Source organism: Billgrantia kenyensis (assembly GCF_013697085.1).
Taxonomy (GTDB): Bacteria; Pseudomonadota; Gammaproteobacteria; order Pseudomonadales; family Halomonadaceae; genus Halomonas; species Halomonas kenyensis.
Map to the genome: position 1 here is coordinate 1 of NZ_JACEFT010000024.1, position 14648 is coordinate 14648.

Genomic DNA, 14648 nt, shown 5'->3' on the forward strand with positions numbered 1-14648 from the left:
CTGCTGCCCTGGCGCTGGAGAGACACGCTACCGGTCTAACTCAGGCCGCAACAGGTGGGGTTCGTGGAGCGCTTACGTAATTTCTACAGTACGGCGGTTCTATGAACGGTATTTGTTTCAGAGAGGGGAAGGTGAATAGTTCCCCTAACGCTACGCTCAACGTGACTGGGTTATGCTTTGCTTCACCCAGCACGTTAGCTATGCGCTAGGAAAATCTCAATATCCTCTCTTGGCCGATAGCTGCTGCACACCATCTGGTCGCTTTCTTTAGAAGCGCTGTCCCCTGTCCCGCCAGAGGACCTGGGGGGCGGTCTTGCATATAGAAACTAAGTAGATTTTTCTACGTAAAGATAACGACCCTTTCTTGCAGCATTGCCGAGGGGCGACTTGCTAGTCAGCACACGCTTGTCTGCGCAGGTTCTTGCCGTGGCGTTATCACGCTGAGTATTTCCCAGTGAGTGCCGGGGTGTCTCGAGTCGCCGTGCTGCACCTCAATGGCGCTTTTGCGCAATGTTAGCTGATTCAGATGCACTGCTGGAAAGCAAGCGCAGAAGTTGAAGCATCTCTCCACCCAGCCATAAGCAGGCTAACGTTCTGTTTTTTTTAACAAGTTATGAATTAGGTACAGCGTATGCAATGGCTCTTCCGACAACTCACGGAGAGCCATTCATGACAGTGCATGATTCGGAATTTGGGGATAGTGGAGCAGGACCGGCCGTTGTCGGGTCCCTGACCCGCCGGCATTTCTTGCAGGCGCTGGGCGCCGTAGGCGGGGCTGGCATGATGATGTCGGGCCTGTCGGCGTTCGGTATCGGCATCGCCTCTGCACAGGATACCCCTCCCGTTCTGAAGGGGGAGGGCAACGGAAAGAGAGTGATTATTCTCGGAGCGGGGCTTGCCGGTCTGGTCGCAGCCTATGAGCTGGGTAAGAAGGGGTATCAATGCCAAGTGTTGGAGGCGAGGCACTATGCCGGCGGACGTGTGCAGACTGCACGCACTGGCTTTGTGCTGCCGCAGTTGGGCCAGGAAGATGAGGTGTGTGATTTCGACGAGGGCGAATACTTTAACCATGGGCCCTGGCGCATTCCCTATCATCACCGCTCGACGCTGCACTATACCCGCGAATTGGGTATCCCCCTGGAAATCTTCGTCAATCATAACGAGGCCGCATTCGTCTACCGGGAGGCAGCAGGGCCGCTGAGTGGCAGGGCCGTCCGACAGAAGGAGGTCATAGCCGACATGCGTGGGCATGCGGCGGAGATCCTGGCCAAGCATGTAGACCAGGATGCCCTGGATATCCCTCTAACTCAGGAAGAGCGCGAAAAATTCCTCGAGTTTCTGGTGGGCGAAGGTCAGCTGGAGCGTAACAGCCTGGACTATCTCGGTACGGGAGGGCGAGGCTACCTACAGGAGCCCGGCGCAGGCTTGAACCCTGGCGAGGCTTCAACGCCCCACAGTCTGTCGGCGCTGCTTCAGTCTGACCTCTACGGCATCGTCAGCTCTGTCAGCGGCTTTACCCAGCAGAAGACCATGTTCCAGCCCATTGGCGGCATGGATCGAATTCCCCAGGCATTTGAAAAGGCACTGGGTGATGTCATCAGCTTCGGCTCTCAGGTTACCCGGCTGCAGCAGAACGGTGAACAGGTGCTGGTCGACTACCGCACCCGGGAGACGGGCGAAAGCCACCAGGTGGCAGCCGACTACTGTCTCTGCACCATTCCGCTATCTGTGCTGCGAGGCATCGAGAACGACTTCTCGGCCGAGTTCCAGAGTGCCATCGAGGCCGTCAGTTACACCCCGACCTGCAAGTTGGCGCTGCAGATGAAGAGCCGCTTTTGGGAGGTCGAAGACCACGTTTTCGGCGGTCACTCTTTCACCCACAACAGCGAGACCGGGAACATCAGCTATCCCTCGACCGGCTGGCAAAGTCAGAAAGGGGTGCTGCAGGGGGTCTACAATTTCGGCTCCAATGCGGCTCAGTTCAGCGCTCTCGACAAGTCCCAGCGCATCGAGAAGGCCCTAAGCGTGGGGGGGAAGATTCATGCTAGTTACCGGCGGGAGTTTGAGACTGCCTTCAGTACCGCCTGGCACTTGGTGCCCGAAAACCTGGGCGGCTGGGCTAGCTGGTCCAGTGAGGCGCGAGAGACAAGCTATCCGCTGCTCAATGAGCCCCAGGGTAGAGTGCTGCTGGCCGGCGAGCATCTCAGCTACATGACAGGTTGGATGGCGGGAGCCATCGAGTCAGCGTGGCTGCAGATCGAGAAGCTCCATGAGCTGGCGATGGAGGCAGGATGAACATGAATCGCCTTGGTGCCGGCCCGCGGCTGATTCGGCGAACAGTGCTGCTGTCGGCTGTACTTGCGGCATCAGGCCTGACGGCAAGTGCCCAGGCCGAGCCGTTAGGCAAGGCCGGCTATCAACTGAACTGTTCCGCATGCCATATGGCCAGTGGCGAGGGTATCCCCGGCGCCTTTCCTGCCCTGGCTGACAGTAGCTTCGTGGCGGGAGATGCCCGCGACGTGCTTAGAGTCATCGTCTACGGACGTGCCGGCATGCCGGCCTTTGGTGATGAGCTGTCACAGGACACCTTGACCGCCATCGTTGCCTACATCCGCGAAGAATTCAATGCCACATCCACCCACCTGACGGCCGAGGATATTGCGTCCGTCACGAAGACATCTGCAGCCAGAATGGCAAGAGAGGACTAGAATGAAATTACGTCATATTGCAGCCACCGCCCTTTTGATGACCGCATTCAGCGGTGCGGCCTTCGGTAGCAGCATCGAGCGCCATCCCATCCCTGATTCCGACTTTCCCATCCTGCAGGCGGTCACTCTGGAAAATGTCGAGCTGACCTACTTCAGCGGCACCGTGCCCCGCGCCAACGAAGAGGGAGACTTCGGCGATACCGAGGCCCAGACTATCTCCGTCATGGAACGCATCAAGGCTGCCATGGAGAGCCGGGGCTTGGATCTTGGCGATGTGGTCAAGATGACAGTTTTCCTGGTGCCGATCGAGGAGACGGGACGCATCGACTTCGCTGGCTTCATGGATGGCTATACCCAATACTTCGGCACTGAGGAGCAACCGAACCTGCCGACACGCTCGGTGGTGGGCATCGCGGATCTGGCCAATCCTGAGTGGCTGGTGGAGATCGAGGTAGTAGCTGCTCGAGCTCGCTGAAAGTGGCTCCCAGCCACGGCTTTTTCCCTCGAGGCGGCGGCCTCGAGGGTGACAGTATGTCAAATAACAGTTTGTTTTGAGGCCAGCAAAATTCCACGCAAGGCTAATCCAAATATGCCATTAAGAAGGAGGCAAAAATCAAGATTATAGCGCTTCTCGTTTCAGGTCGTCGCAGGCTCGGTCACATAGAGGCCTAATACCCATCCTCAAAGGCAAGGTGGCGGAGCATCGCGGCTGGATGCGAGGAGCATATCTGGGGTTGGTCGGGGCCTTCATCGGCACTCTGATGCCGGGACGTTGGTTCGCAGCTCAGTTAGCCCTTTGGTAATGCCCCAGCACCCTCCTTATGAACTGACCCACCGGCGAACCAGACAACGATTTCGATACCGCTCCAATGCGGCCCACTCCCTTAGCGCTCCCTCAGCTTCGACTGACGTGCAGCATGACCAATGGCTTGTGCTGAGGATAGGCGCCACGATGTAGCCAGAGGCACCCTTGGCCATGCTCTGGCGGCCCCCCTGTCGATGAGGTTCTGCTCATGAACGATTGGCGTATTCGTGAGGCAACGCAGCACGACCTGCCTGCCCTGGAGCGGATTCGGGCGGCAGCTTTCGCTCCCATCTTCGCCTCATTTCGCGAGCTGCTGGGCGACTCGCTCTACGATATCGTGCAGGCTCGCGAAGATGAGGAACAATCCACACTACTGACTTCCCTGTTGGCGCCAGCCTCCCCTTGGCAGATTCATGTTGCCGAAGGGGCCGAGCGTATCGTCGGCTTCGTTGCACTCCAGCTGAATCGGGAAAGTCGGGTGGGCGAGATAGGTCTCAATGCGGTTGATCCCGATCACGCAGGTCAGGGAATCGGCACGCTCATGTACGAGTTCGCGCTATCGCGGATGAAGGCGGCCGGCATGCGTGCGGGCACGGTGGCCACGGGCGGTGACGCAAGCCATGCGCCGGCACGCCGTGCTTACGAGAAAGCGGGTTTTTCGAAGACGATCCCCAGCGTCTGGATGTGTCGAGAGCTGTAGCTGCTCACCTGTCGATTCCTGCTCAGCTAGTTCGAATACTGGCTGAACAAGCAAACCACGAGGAATCAGCACATGCGTAAAGTGATCGTTGGCGCGATGGTGTCACTGGACGGCGTCATGCAGGCGCCCGGCGGGCCGCAGGAAGACCCGACTGGCGGTTTTCGCTACGGCGGCTGGGTCGCACCGCTGGCGGATGAGGTGTTCGGCGAGGAGATCGGCAAGCTGTTCGAACAGCCCTTCGATCTGCTGCTCGGGCGTAAGACCTACGAGGTCTTCGCCGCCCACTGGCCCTATGCCGCGAATGGCCCGGATGATGATATTGCCAGAACCTTCAACTCGATTACCAAGTACGTGGCAACCCGCAAGGGGCTGGCGCTGACCTGGAAAGGCTCGGTGCCCCTCGGCGATGCCGCAGCCGATGTCGCCAGGCTGAAGCAGGAAGAGGGGTCGACGCTGCTCACCCAGGGCAGCACCGAGCTGGTTCACACGCTGCTCGCCAGCGATCTCGTCGATGAAATCCACACTTTCACCTTCCCCGTGGTGCTGGGCAGCGGCAAGAAGCTGTTCGGCGATGGCTTGGCACCGGCGGCATTCAGGCTCACCGCCCATCGCGCTTCGCCCAACGGGGTCGTGATTGCCCACTATGAGCGCGAAGGTGCAGTGCAAACCGGTGACTTCGCCATGGACCCGCCCACGGAGGCGGAAGTGGCGCGGCGCGAGAAGTTGCAGCGCGAAGGTTAGGGCTAGCCACGAGACCGCACGGCTGCACTGCACTGGGCGCGCAAAAGCTCCAGGAAACGGTAGTCGTTGGCGTAGGCGACGTTGATGCGCATGGCGGTGCCGTCGATGCCATCCGGGCGCAGAGAGAAGATGGCGCCAGGGGCGATGAAGATGCCTTCCTCCGTGGCGCGCTTGGCCAGTTCCAGAGTGTTGATGCCGGCGGGCAGCCGAGCCCAGAGGTAGTAGCCGCCTCCGGGGCCGCTGACATCATCGATGCCCACCTCGCGCAGGGCGCGCTGCGCGCTGGCACCGGCCTTGGCGACTTTCTCGCGAAGCTGCACCAGATGGCGGCGGTAGCGTCCTCTCACGATCAGTTCATGGATCACCGATTCGATGAAAGTGGAGGAGTTGACCACGGTGAGCATCTTGATGTCGGTGAGAGAACGGATCAGCGTACGGCTGCCGGCGATGTAGCCCGAGCGCAGCCCGGTGGAGAGCGTCTTGGAGAAGGTGCCCACGTAGATGACGTTCTCCAGCCCATCCAGCGCCGCCAGGTGCGCGCTCCCCTGGGGCAGCAGGTCGGCGAACACGTCGTCTTCCACCAGCACAACGCCGTACTGCTCGGCGATCTTCAGCAGCTGGTGCATGTTGCTCAGCGACATGCTGGTGCCGGTGGGGTTGTGGGCGTTGGGTTGCAGGAAGAACAGCCGCGGCCGGTACTGACGCACCTTGCGCTCGAACTCCTCCAGGTCCAGCCCTTCCGAGGTGCGCGAAACTCCCACCAGCTTGGCCCGCGCCAGGCGCAGCTTGCCGAACAGCGGATAGTAGCCCGGCGTTTCCACCATCACGCTGTCGCCGGCATCGACGAAGTGGCGGATGATCAGATCGAAGGCGTGATTGGCACCGAAAGTGAGCAGTACCTGCTCCGGAGCGGCATGAATGGAGCGCCCCGCCAGCACCCGGGCGATGGCGTCGCGTAGCGGCTCGAAGCCTTGCGGCATGCCGTATTCGAAGTGCGTTTCGTCCTGCTCCGATCCGCGCCGCTTGAGCGCCCGGGCGAGATCGAGTCCACCCATCCATGCTGCCGGGGCGCGCCCGTCGCCGGCACGCACAGCAAAGCTTCCCACTAGTTGCTCGCGCAGCAGCGAGACGCTGTCGATGGCTTCACTCAGGCTCTCGCGCTCCTCCCCGGTGGCCAGGGGGCGTGCCTGGGAGACGAAGAAGCCGGAGCCGTGGCGGGCCTGCAGGCGCCCCATGGCAACGAGCTGGTCGTAGGCGTCGATGATGGTGTTCTTGGCTACGCCGAACTGCCGAGCCGCCTCACGAATGGAGGCAACCTTGGCGCCCGGCGCCAGCCGCCCTTCGTCCATGGCCTTGAGCAGGGCTTCGGCGATCTGGCCGGATTTGGTCATGCCTACCTCGCACGCAGCAAAACTGTATCCCTCATGTCGAGGGTACAGTACTTGGAACAATTTTCACTACTGTACCTTATGCTGTCTCCTCGTATTGCTGAAGCTGGCACAGCCGGCAACGGCTCATAACACCAATAACGACTCACCTGGAGTTTCGCATGCCAGCCAAAGACAGGGCTTTCCTGAATGTCTGGGACGATACGGTTTCGGGCAGGGATCTGCTCATCTCGCTTTCCATCGCTACGCTGCTCAGCCTGGGTGGCTTTCTGCTCGCACCGTGGCCGGCTCCCGGGCCGCTGGTACTGGGCATCTCAGGGGCCATTCTCGGCTTCTTCATCAGCGCGCTGCTGTTTCGTCCCAAGCGCCGCCTCGACATTGAAGGGGAGGCGTGAGCATGGATCCGATGATGCTGTTGCAGATGCTGCTCGCTGCCCTTGTCGGCGTGGTGGTCTATACCGCCATCGGCGTGGCCCCGGGCACAGATGAAACTGCGGTGCTGGCCCCCGTCACGCTGGCGCTGGTGGTGGCCGGTATTCCGCTGCCGGTGGTGCTCTCCTTCTTCATGGCAGCCATCGTGGCCAAGAAGCTGACCGACTCGATTCCGGTATCGGTGGCGGGCATTCCCGGCGGGGTGATGTCGGCGCCCATGGTGGAGCACGCCATGACGCTGAAGCGCGAGGGTCAGGCCACCCTGGCCATTCGCAAGATGGCCTCTGGGTCGGTGATCGGCACTCTGGTCGCGGTGCCGATCAGCCTGTTCCTCGCCTTCCTGCTGACGCCGCTGGCCGACGTGCTGGGCCAGTACGCCAGCCAGATCTTCTTCTTCGGTGCGGTTTTCCTGGCGTTGATGAGCCGCGAGAAGGTCATCAGCCTGGTCAGCATCCTGGTGCTGGCAGCGTTGATCCAGGCACTGCGCCACTTTTACTGGGGCATGGGCGTGATTCCCGAGGGACGGGTGGTGTTCATCTCGTTCTTCCTCGGCATCACCATCGGCCCGATGATGTTCAACCTGGCGCAGTTGCTGGTGAACCGCGAGCGCAAGGCCATGACGGTAGCCGAACCCAAGACCATTCAGATCTACAAGACCGAGGAGGAGCACCGGATACCCAACCCCTTCCGCATCCTCACGCGGCAGGAAACCACATCCGCTGCCGCCAGCTCGGTGCTGGGTTCGGTCACCTTCTTCATGAGCCCGGTGGGCATCACCATCTTCCTCGGCGAGATGATGTCGAGCTGGGTGAAGGGCACCGTGGAAAAGGCCAGCCGGGCGCTCTCCTCCATGGACGCCGTGACCAACGCGGCCTATATCGCAGGTATCCTGATCCCGCTGGCGGCGCTGGGCATTCCCATGAGCCCCATGGCCATCGGCCCGGGCAATGCCTTCTTCAACGCTCCTCCGGTGCTGACCCTGGAGCAGAACGCTCACCATCTGATGAGCTTCTCGGAGATCGCCATCGCCAGCATTCTCGGCACCGCCGTCGCGCTACTCATCACCTACCCTATCGCGGTGCGCTATGCGCGTCAGATCTGCATCTTCGTATTCAGCCGCATTCCCCATGAGGCCTTCCTCGCCATGTTCTTCGCCCTGGTGATGCTGCTGGCGTACATGGACGCCGGGGTGATGGGCATTCTCGGCGTGATGGTGCTGGCCCTGGTGGCGGGCCTGCTGAACCGCTGGGGGGTGAACTACGGCGTGCAGTTCATGACGCTCTATGCCGCGCCCTGGCTGATGGGGCTGCTGGTCTAAATCCTACGCATCTTTCGTACTTATTTCATAGATCCAGACAGGTATCGACATGGCTCATAGCACTTCCCGAATCGCCGGCTTCTATCAGCTTTCACCCAGTGAGCGGCTTGCCAAGGTGGCCGAGATCGCCGGTCTCGATGACGCAGGCGTCACGCACCTCGGCGACATGGGCAACCTCGAGCCGGAAACCGCCGATTCGATGATCGAGAACGTGATCGGCACCCTGAACATTCCGCTGGGCATCGCCACCAACCTGATCATCGACGGCGAGGAGCAGCTGGTGCCCATGGCCACGGAGGAGTCCTCGGTGGTGGCGGCGGTATGCAACGCGGCGCGCCAGTGTCGCGACGCCGGTGGCTTCATCACCGATGCCGCCGAACCGGTGATGATTGCCCAGGTACAGCTGGTCGAGGTGCCCAACCCGGAGTTCGCGCGCCTCAAGCTGCTGGCGGCACGCGAGGAGATCCGCCAGATCTGCGATGCCACCGACCCGGTGCTGGTCAAGCATGGCGGCGGTTTTCGCGATCTCGAGGTGCGCGTGCTGGACGACCTGCTGATCGTTCACCTGCTGGTGGACGTGCGCGACGCCATGGGGGCCAACGCGGTGAACTCCATGGCCGAGGCGGTGGCCCCCTCGCTGGCGGAGTGGAGCGGCGGCAAGAGCCGGCTGCGCATTCTCTCCAACCTGGCGGATCGGCGGCTGATGCGCGCGCGAGCCACCTGGCGGTTGGACCAGATCGGCGGCGCGGAGGTGCGCGACGGCATGCTCTCGGCCTATCGCTTCGCCGATATGGATCCGTACCGGGCGGCCACCCACAACAAGGGCATCATGAACGGAGTGAGCGCCGTGGTGCTGGCCACCGGCAACGACACCCGCGCCGTTGAGGCAGGCGCTCACGCCTACGCCGCCCGCACGGGGCGCTACCGCTCGCTGAGCCATTGGGAGATCGACGGCGAAGGCAACCTTACCGGCACGCTGGAGATGCCGATGCCGGTCGGCCTGATCGGCGGCGCTACGCGGGCGCATCCCACGGCCCGCTACTGCCTGGAAATCCTCGGCGTGAACCAGGCCGAACGCCTGGGGCGGATCATCGTGGCGGTGGGCCTGGCGCAGAACTTCGCCGCCATGAAAGCGCTGGCCACCACCGGTATTCAGAAGGGCCATATGGCGTTGCATGCCAAGAACATCGCCCTGATGGCAGGTGCCCAGGGCGATGAAGTGGCAATCATCGCCGAGTTGCTGGTGAAGCAAGGCAGCGTGCGGGTCGACGTTGCCGAAAGCGAACTGGCCAAGCTGCGCCAGCGCTGAGCCGTTAACGACCGCAATCCCTTGGACGCCCGGTGAGTTCAGCTCGCCGGGCGCTTTTCGTGAGTTGCGATATCCACTTCTCGCCCTTGCGACTTCCAGCGCAAGAAGCGGAGTTACCTCGTCGCCTTGCTGCCCTAGGTTGGTACCGTCTACCAACCGGAGTGCAGCGATGAAGACGATCGATCGAAGCATGGGGCTCACGCAGTGGGTGTTGCTGCTGGCCTTGTCGGTGCTGTGGGGCGGCTCCTTCTTTTTCGTCGGGGTCGCGGTCGCGGAGCTGGGGCCGCTCACTATCGTGGCCCTGCGCGTGGGGCTGGCGGCGCTGGCGCTGCATATGCTGATTCTGCTGCTGGGCCAGCGCATGCCGCGCGACCCGCGACTGTGGATGGCCTTCTTCGGTATGGGCCTGTTCAACAACATGATTCCCTTCAGCCTGATCGCCTGGGGTCAGGGGCATATCGCCAGCGGTCTGGCGTCGATACTCAACGCCACCACGCCCTTCTTCACCATCGTGGTGGCGCATTTCCTGACCCGCGACGAGCCGCTCACCCCGGCGCGCCTTGCGGGCGTGGCAATCGGTTTTGCCGGCGTGGTGTACATGCTGGGCACCGAAGTCAATGAGGGTGCCACCAGCCACTCATGGGCGCAGCTTGCGGTGCTGGCCGGCGCGCTCTCCTATGCCTTTGCCGGAGTGTTCGGGCGGCGCTTTGGCGCACTGGGCTGCTCGCCCCTAGTGGCCGCCTGCGGGCAGGTCACGGCATCGGCGCTGGTGCTCCTGCCCTTGGCGCTGCTGGTGGAGCGCTTCTGGCAGCAGCCGTGGCCGGGGCTGGACACCTGGGCGGCGGTGTTCGGCCTGGCGCTGTTCTCCACCACGCTGGCCTACCTGATCTATTTCCGCCTGCTGGCAAGCGCTGGGGCGACCAACCTGCTGCTGGTTACGTTTCTGATCCCGGCCAGCGCCATTGTGTTGGGTATCTTGGTGCTGGGCGAGCGGCTGGAGTGGCGCCATCTGGCCGGAATGGGGCTGGTCGGGCTTGGGCTTGCGGCCATCGACGGCAGGCCGTTGTGGTGGTTTCGAAAAATGGCTTACGCTTACCGGAAAGCCAGGCGAGAGGGAGCGGGCCGATGAAGCTGTGTGCCGTGCAGTACGCCTCGACAACGGGCGATATCGAAGGGAACGTGGCACGCCACACCGAGTTCATCGAACTGGCGGCATCACACGATGCCGAGCTGATTTTCTTCCCCGAGCTCTCGCTGACCGGCTACGAACCCACGCTGGCCAAGGAACTTGCCACCCACCCGGAAGACCCGCGCCTGGACGGGTTCCAGCGTCTGAGCGACACCCATGAGATCGTGATCGGCGTGGGGCTGCCGCTGGTCACCTCGACGAAGCCGCAGATCGGCATGGTGGTATTTCAGCCCCACTCGGGTCGTCAGGCCTACGCCAAGCAGCGGCTGCACGACGACGAGCTGCCCTACTTCTCCGCCGGGGAAACGACGATGGTGATCGAAACCCGCGAGCACCGTCTGGCCCTGGCGATCTGCTACGAGTCGCTGCAGCCCGATCATGTCGCCACGGCGGCCAGCCTGGGGGCGGACGTCTACCTGGCCAGCGTGGCCAAGCTCGCACCGGGCATGGACGAAGCGCATGCCTACTACGCCACCTTCACCCGCTCTCACGCCATGACGATTCTGATGGCCAACTGCGTGGGGCCTTTCGACGGCGATGCCGGCGGGGGCCGCTCGGCGGCCTGGATCGACCGAGGCAAGCGTGTCGCCAGCCTGGACGGCGAACAGGAAGCCATGCTGATGCTCGACACCACCACGCTCACCGCCCAGGTGCTCAGCCTGGCGGCGCCAGCTGCCTGACCCCAGCTGAACCTGGCTGACCATAAAGATAGAGAGATGCCATCCACCATGGAAGTTACCCTTCGTCCTGCCGAAGCCGGCGATGCGGCCGCCATTACCGACATCTACAACCCTTTTATTGCCAACACCTGCATCACCTTCGAGATGGAGCCTATCCTGCCCCAGGAAATGGCCCGGAGAATCACCGATACCCAGGCTGCTCAGCTTCCGTGGCTGGTGGCAGAGGTAGAGGGCAAGGTGATTGGCTACGCCTACGCCTCAAGCTGGAAGGGTCGCTGCGCCTATGGCGGCTCGGTGGAAGCGACGATTTATCTGGCCCCGAGCGTGACGGGCAAGGGAGTCGGGCGCCGGCTTTACTCAGCGTTGATCGATGAGCTTCGCCAGCGCCCCCTGCATACCGTGGTGGGTGGTATCGCACTGCCCAACGCCGCCAGCATCGCCTTGCATGAGGCGCTTGGGTTCGAGAAAGTCGCTCACTTCCGCGAGATTGGCTACAAGCAGGATCGCTGGATCGATGTCGGGTACTGGCAGTTGCTCCTGGGGCAGTGAGCCAGCCGCTTTCCCGATAATACGGCAGCCGCTCCAGAAGGCGGCATAACAGCCAAGCCAAGAGCGATCTGCTACGCTCCGGTTTTCCTGCCGCCTTCATGAGGGAAATCGATGCACTGCCTCGTGGTTAAAGCGCACCCACTCGCGGAAAGTCTTTGTGCTTCGCTGACGACTCATGTTGTCGAGGCACTCGAGCGGGCGGGACATACCGTGCAAGTCGAAGACCTTTATGCACGAGGATTCACCCCCGCTCTAACAATCGAGGAACGACGCAGCTACTTCGACGATTACGAGCGGCAGTTGGTGAATGCCGAAATCGAGCGGTTACTTGCGGCCGAGGCCATAGTTCTGCTCTTTCCCACCTGGTGGTTCAGCTTTCCCGCGATCCTTAAAGGCTGGTTCGATCGCGTCTGGGCCCCGGGCGTGGCCTATGATCATGCCGACGATTACGGGCCGATCATGCCTCGTCTACATCGGCTGCGCCACATGCTGGTGGTGACTTCTCTAGGCTCGCCCTGGTGGGTCGACAAGCTGGTGCTGTGGCAGCCTGTCAAGCGTGTATTGAAAACGGCCATCGTTCGAACATGCGCTCCTAACTGCCGCCTCAAGGTACTGTCTCTATACAAGAGCGAGAGACTCACCACCGATCAGGTCAGCCGATTCAAAACGCGCATCGATGAGGCGCTTCGACATTGGCCCAACCCAAACTGACAAGGCAGTCGCTTTGATACGTCAGACACTCGAGAAGTATCAGGTCCTGGTCTATCTGGCGTTCATCGCCATGGGCCTGGCGCTGGGTAGCGCTTTGCCGCAGCGGGTCGGGGTGCTGGAAGCGCTGCTGTGGCCGTTGCTGGGGGCGTTGCTCTACGTGACCTTCACCCAGGTGCCGCTCATGCAGCTGCGCGCCGCCTGGCGCGACACGCGCTTCCTGGCCGCGGCGGTGGTCGGCAACTTCGTCCTGCTGCCGCTCGTCGCTTGGGGGCTGGCAAGCTTGTTCGTCACTGAGCCGGCGGTACGCCTCGGCCTGTTGTTGGTGCTGCTGGTGCCGTGTACCGACTGGTTCATCACCTTTTCCCATCTGGGCGGCGGCAAGGCACAGTACGCCATCGCCTTCGCCCCGGTGAGCCTGCTGTTGCAGCTTGCCTTGCTGCCCCTCTACCTCTGGCTGTTTCTGGACGAAAACCTGCGCCTCGCCCTGGTACAGCGAGAGCTGCTGCTGGCCTTTGCCGGGCTGATTCTGCTGCCCTTGCTGCTGGCCTTCATCACCGAGAAGTGGGCCCAGGGGCACCTCGAGCGCGCTGCCGGCATCGAGCGGCTGGGATGGCTGCCGGTGCCGCTGCTGGCATTGGTGGTGTTCAGCATTGCCGCCACCCAGGTGAATGTCGCCGCCGGCTCCTTGCCGCTGCTCGGCGGGCTGCTGCTGGCCTTCGTCGGCTTTCTGCTGCTGGCGGCTACCTTGGCTCGGCTGCTGGCGTACGCCTGGAAGCTCCCGAATGAACAAGGTCGAGTGCTCGCCTTCAGCCTGGGCACGCGCAACTCCTTCGTGGTGCTTCCTTTGGCGCTTTCCCTGCCCGCCCCCTACGAGCTGGCCGTGGTCGTCATCGTCTTCCAGTCGCTGGTGGAACTGATCGGCATGGCGTTCTTCCTGTGGTGGGTGCCACGCCGCCTGTTTCCTGCCACAGGATGAAAACCATGCGGTGTCAGCGCAAGTGAAGCCTTCCGGAGGGCTATACTCGTTACGCTGAAATGGTCATTGCACACGTCATGGAACCTGATTAACGACATCAGGACAGGGCTCGCTCATGCTCCCTCTTCGAAGACCAGGCCGCTTCTCCCTCACCCTACTGGTAACAGCTTCCGCTCTTGCCATGGCGGCCCCCCAGGCTGAAGAAGCCACCCGCAAGACCGAAGTCCTGGAGCAGGTTGTCGCTCCCGATGCGGAAGTCAGTGAGCCGGTGGAGCCGCTCGACGTGCAGGAGGCGCAGGTCATCGACCCTGAGGGCAGCGACCCACTGGAAGAACCACTCACCTGCCTGGCACGTACTCTCTACTGGGAGGCCAAGGGGGTGCCTGGCCATGATATGGAGTCGGTTGCCAATGTCGTGATCAACCGGCTGGCTGATGAGAGCTACCCCAACACCATCTGCGAGGTGGTGCCCCAGGGGGCCGAGCAGAGCCCGTGCCAGTTTTCATGGTGGTGCGACGGTCGACCTGATGAGGTGGTGGAAGGCGACGCCTATGAGGTAGCCAAGGAAGTGGCACGCCAGGCGTTGAACCAGGAACTGCCCGACCACACCGACGGGGCGCTCTACTTCCATGATCGTACCGTACACCCCCACTGGGCCGAAGTGTTCCTGCTGACTGCCGAAACCGAGTCGTTCTTGTTCTACCGACCTGCCGAAGCGGCGCAGTGAGTGAACCCAGCCATTGCCTCCCTGCGCTCTGCTATTGCCTGGGTTTTTCCTGATTTTGCTCGAAACGGCACGTTTCCGTTGCGCTTGGATTTGACCGGAAGCGCTTCAAGATCTCACCATTCAGTTACAAAAAGATTAAATAAGACCTGACAAGCCAGCCATGCACCAAAGGCAGTATGCAGGAGGACTCATGATCGTTTCTCTTATTCCCAGCTCCGTTTCCGTTCCCCAAACCCGACACGAAGCGGATATCGAAGCCTTGCTCGACGGCCTGATGAGCGATGAAGGGCTAAACCGCCATGAGCGGGACGAACTGCTCGACCTGCTGATACTCGAGCGGGCCGAAATCAAGCGCCAACTCAATAGCATTCGCGAAAAACGCGGCTGACCTGCCGTCCACTTCAGGTAAATCGCG

The 14648-nt window shown here is 61.9% G+C and carries 16 protein-coding genes; 15 read left to right on the plus strand and 1 reads right to left on the minus strand.

Translation table 11 applies throughout. From position 1 onward, the window contains the following. Nucleotides 1-873 precede the first annotated feature (873 nt). From H1D44_RS15965 to H1D44_RS15985, 5 genes are all read left to right on the plus strand, one after another. The gene (locus tag H1D44_RS15965; protein WP_220128136.1) at nucleotides 874-2295 is read left to right on the plus strand and encodes a flavin monoamine oxidase family protein; all 1422 of its coding nucleotides are present in this window, start codon (nucleotides 874-876) and stop codon (nucleotides 2293-2295) included. Beyond that, nucleotides 2292-2708 carry a c-type cytochrome gene (locus H1D44_RS15970; RefSeq protein WP_181515855.1) on the plus strand — a complete coding sequence of 139 codons (417 nt, stop codon included), beginning with the start codon at nucleotides 2292-2294 and terminating at the stop codon, nucleotides 2706-2708. Before H1D44_RS15965 ends, H1D44_RS15970 begins: the two co-directional genes overlap by 4 nt. Before the next feature lies 1 nt (nucleotide 2709). Then, on the plus strand, nucleotides 2710-3183 hold the full coding sequence (locus H1D44_RS15975) for a RidA family protein (protein WP_181515856.1): 474 nt from the start codon (nucleotides 2710-2712) through the stop codon (nucleotides 3181-3183). A gap of 538 nt (nucleotides 3184-3721) precedes the next feature. Then, complete coding sequence (locus tag H1D44_RS15980; RefSeq protein ID WP_181515857.1) at nucleotides 3722-4213, plus strand: GNAT family N-acetyltransferase; 492 nt, start codon at nucleotides 3722-3724, stop codon at nucleotides 4211-4213. Between the two features lie 72 nt (nucleotides 4214-4285). Continuing rightward, nucleotides 4286-4954: a dihydrofolate reductase family protein gene (locus H1D44_RS15985; protein WP_181515858.1), complete on the plus strand. Its 669-nt coding sequence runs from the start codon at nucleotides 4286-4288 to the stop codon at nucleotides 4952-4954. 2 nt (nucleotides 4955-4956) lie between these two features. Here H1D44_RS15985 and H1D44_RS15990 read toward each other — a convergent pair whose 3' ends face one another. After that, on the minus strand, nucleotides 4957-6345 hold the full coding sequence (locus tag H1D44_RS15990; RefSeq protein WP_181515859.1) for an aminotransferase-like domain-containing protein: 1389 nt from the start codon (nucleotides 6343-6345) through the stop codon (nucleotides 4957-4959). Nucleotides 6346-6503: 158 nt separating this feature from the next. On the opposite strand from H1D44_RS15990, the gene H1D44_RS15995 reads away from it, so the two are divergent. The 10 genes from H1D44_RS15995 to H1D44_RS16040 all read left to right on the plus strand — a co-directional run bounded on the left by H1D44_RS15995 (nucleotide 6504) and on the right by H1D44_RS16040 (nucleotide 14621). Next, nucleotides 6504-6737 carry a hypothetical protein gene (locus H1D44_RS15995; protein ID WP_181515860.1) on the plus strand — a complete coding sequence of 78 codons (234 nt, stop codon included), beginning with the start codon at nucleotides 6504-6506 and terminating at the stop codon, nucleotides 6735-6737. 2 nt (nucleotides 6738-6739) lie between these two features. Then, nucleotides 6740-8092: a tripartite tricarboxylate transporter permease gene (locus H1D44_RS16000; RefSeq protein ID WP_181515861.1), complete on the plus strand. Its 1353-nt coding sequence runs from the start codon at nucleotides 6740-6742 to the stop codon at nucleotides 8090-8092. 49 nt (nucleotides 8093-8141) lie between these two features. Further along, nucleotides 8142-9401, plus strand: coding sequence for a hydroxymethylglutaryl-CoA reductase, degradative (locus H1D44_RS16005; protein ID WP_181515862.1), 1260 nt, complete (start codon nucleotides 8142-8144; stop codon nucleotides 9399-9401). Nucleotides 9402-9570: 169 nt separating this feature from the next. Then, nucleotides 9571-10530, plus strand: a complete 960-nt coding sequence (locus H1D44_RS16010) for a DMT family transporter (RefSeq protein ID WP_181515863.1) — start codon at nucleotides 9571-9573, stop codon at nucleotides 10528-10530. Then, nucleotides 10527-11270 (plus strand): carbon-nitrogen hydrolase family protein, encoded by a 744-nt coding sequence (locus H1D44_RS16015; protein ID WP_181515864.1) that lies wholly within the window; start codon nucleotides 10527-10529, stop codon nucleotides 11268-11270. The genes H1D44_RS16010 and H1D44_RS16015 overlap by 4 nt, the downstream gene beginning before the upstream one ends. Nucleotides 11271-11318: 48 nt before the next feature. Further along, nucleotides 11319-11819 carry an arsinothricin resistance N-acetyltransferase ArsN1 family B gene (locus H1D44_RS16020; RefSeq protein WP_238984565.1) on the plus strand — a complete coding sequence of 167 codons (501 nt, stop codon included), beginning with the start codon at nucleotides 11319-11321 and terminating at the stop codon, nucleotides 11817-11819. 111 nt (nucleotides 11820-11930) lie between these two features. Continuing rightward, nucleotides 11931-12530, plus strand: a complete 600-nt coding sequence (locus tag H1D44_RS16025) for an NAD(P)H-dependent oxidoreductase (protein ID WP_181515866.1) — start codon at nucleotides 11931-11933, stop codon at nucleotides 12528-12530. A 13-nt stretch (nucleotides 12531-12543) separates the two neighbouring features. Then, nucleotides 12544-13506 (plus strand): arsenic resistance protein, encoded by a 963-nt coding sequence (locus tag H1D44_RS16030; RefSeq protein WP_220128137.1) that lies wholly within the window; start codon nucleotides 12544-12546, stop codon nucleotides 13504-13506. Nucleotides 13507-13621: 115 nt separating this feature from the next. Beyond that, a complete protein-coding gene (locus H1D44_RS16035) occupies nucleotides 13622-14233 on the plus strand; it encodes a cell wall hydrolase (protein ID WP_220128138.1) in 612 nt (203 codons plus the stop codon). Nucleotides 14234-14423: 190 nt separating this feature from the next. Then, nucleotides 14424-14621 (plus strand): hypothetical protein, encoded by a 198-nt coding sequence (locus tag H1D44_RS16040; RefSeq protein WP_181515867.1) that lies wholly within the window; start codon nucleotides 14424-14426, stop codon nucleotides 14619-14621. The last annotated feature ends 27 nt before the right edge of the window (nucleotides 14622-14648 follow it).

Bases quoted from the DNA above. Each gene is read 5' to 3' on its own strand.
- H1D44_RS16020 (WP_238984565.1), top strand. From the start codon at position 11,319: ATGGAAGTTACCCTTCGTCCTGCCGAAGCCGGCGATGCGGCCGCCATT.
- H1D44_RS15975 (WP_181515856.1), top strand. From the start codon at position 2,710: ATGAAATTACGTCATATTGCAGCCACCGCCCTTTTGATGACCGCATTC.
- H1D44_RS16000 (WP_181515861.1), top strand. From the start codon at position 6,740: ATGGATCCGATGATGCTGTTGCAGATGCTGCTCGCTGCCCTTGTCGGC.
- H1D44_RS15995 (WP_181515860.1), top strand. From the start codon at position 6,504: ATGCCAGCCAAAGACAGGGCTTTCCTGAATGTCTGGGACGATACGGTT.
- H1D44_RS16025 (WP_181515866.1), top strand. From the start codon at position 11,931: ATGCACTGCCTCGTGGTTAAAGCGCACCCACTCGCGGAAAGTCTTTGT.
- H1D44_RS16010 (WP_181515863.1), top strand. From the start codon at position 9,571: ATGAAGACGATCGATCGAAGCATGGGGCTCACGCAGTGGGTGTTGCTG.
- H1D44_RS16005 (WP_181515862.1), top strand. From the start codon at position 8,142: ATGGCTCATAGCACTTCCCGAATCGCCGGCTTCTATCAGCTTTCACCC.
- H1D44_RS15980 (WP_181515857.1), top strand. From the start codon at position 3,722: ATGAACGATTGGCGTATTCGTGAGGCAACGCAGCACGACCTGCCTGCC.
- H1D44_RS16040 (WP_181515867.1), top strand. From the start codon at position 14,424: ATGATCGTTTCTCTTATTCCCAGCTCCGTTTCCGTTCCCCAAACCCGA.
- H1D44_RS16035 (WP_220128138.1), top strand. From the start codon at position 13,622: ATGCTCCCTCTTCGAAGACCAGGCCGCTTCTCCCTCACCCTACTGGTA.
- H1D44_RS15990 (WP_181515859.1), bottom strand. From the start codon at position 6,345: ATGACCAAATCCGGCCAGATCGCCGAAGCCCTGCTCAAGGCCATGGAC.
- H1D44_RS15985 (WP_181515858.1), top strand. From the start codon at position 4,286: ATGCGTAAAGTGATCGTTGGCGCGATGGTGTCACTGGACGGCGTCATG.
- H1D44_RS16015 (WP_181515864.1), top strand. From the start codon at position 10,527: ATGAAGCTGTGTGCCGTGCAGTACGCCTCGACAACGGGCGATATCGAA.
- H1D44_RS15970 (WP_181515855.1), top strand. From the start codon at position 2,292: ATGAACATGAATCGCCTTGGTGCCGGCCCGCGGCTGATTCGGCGAACA.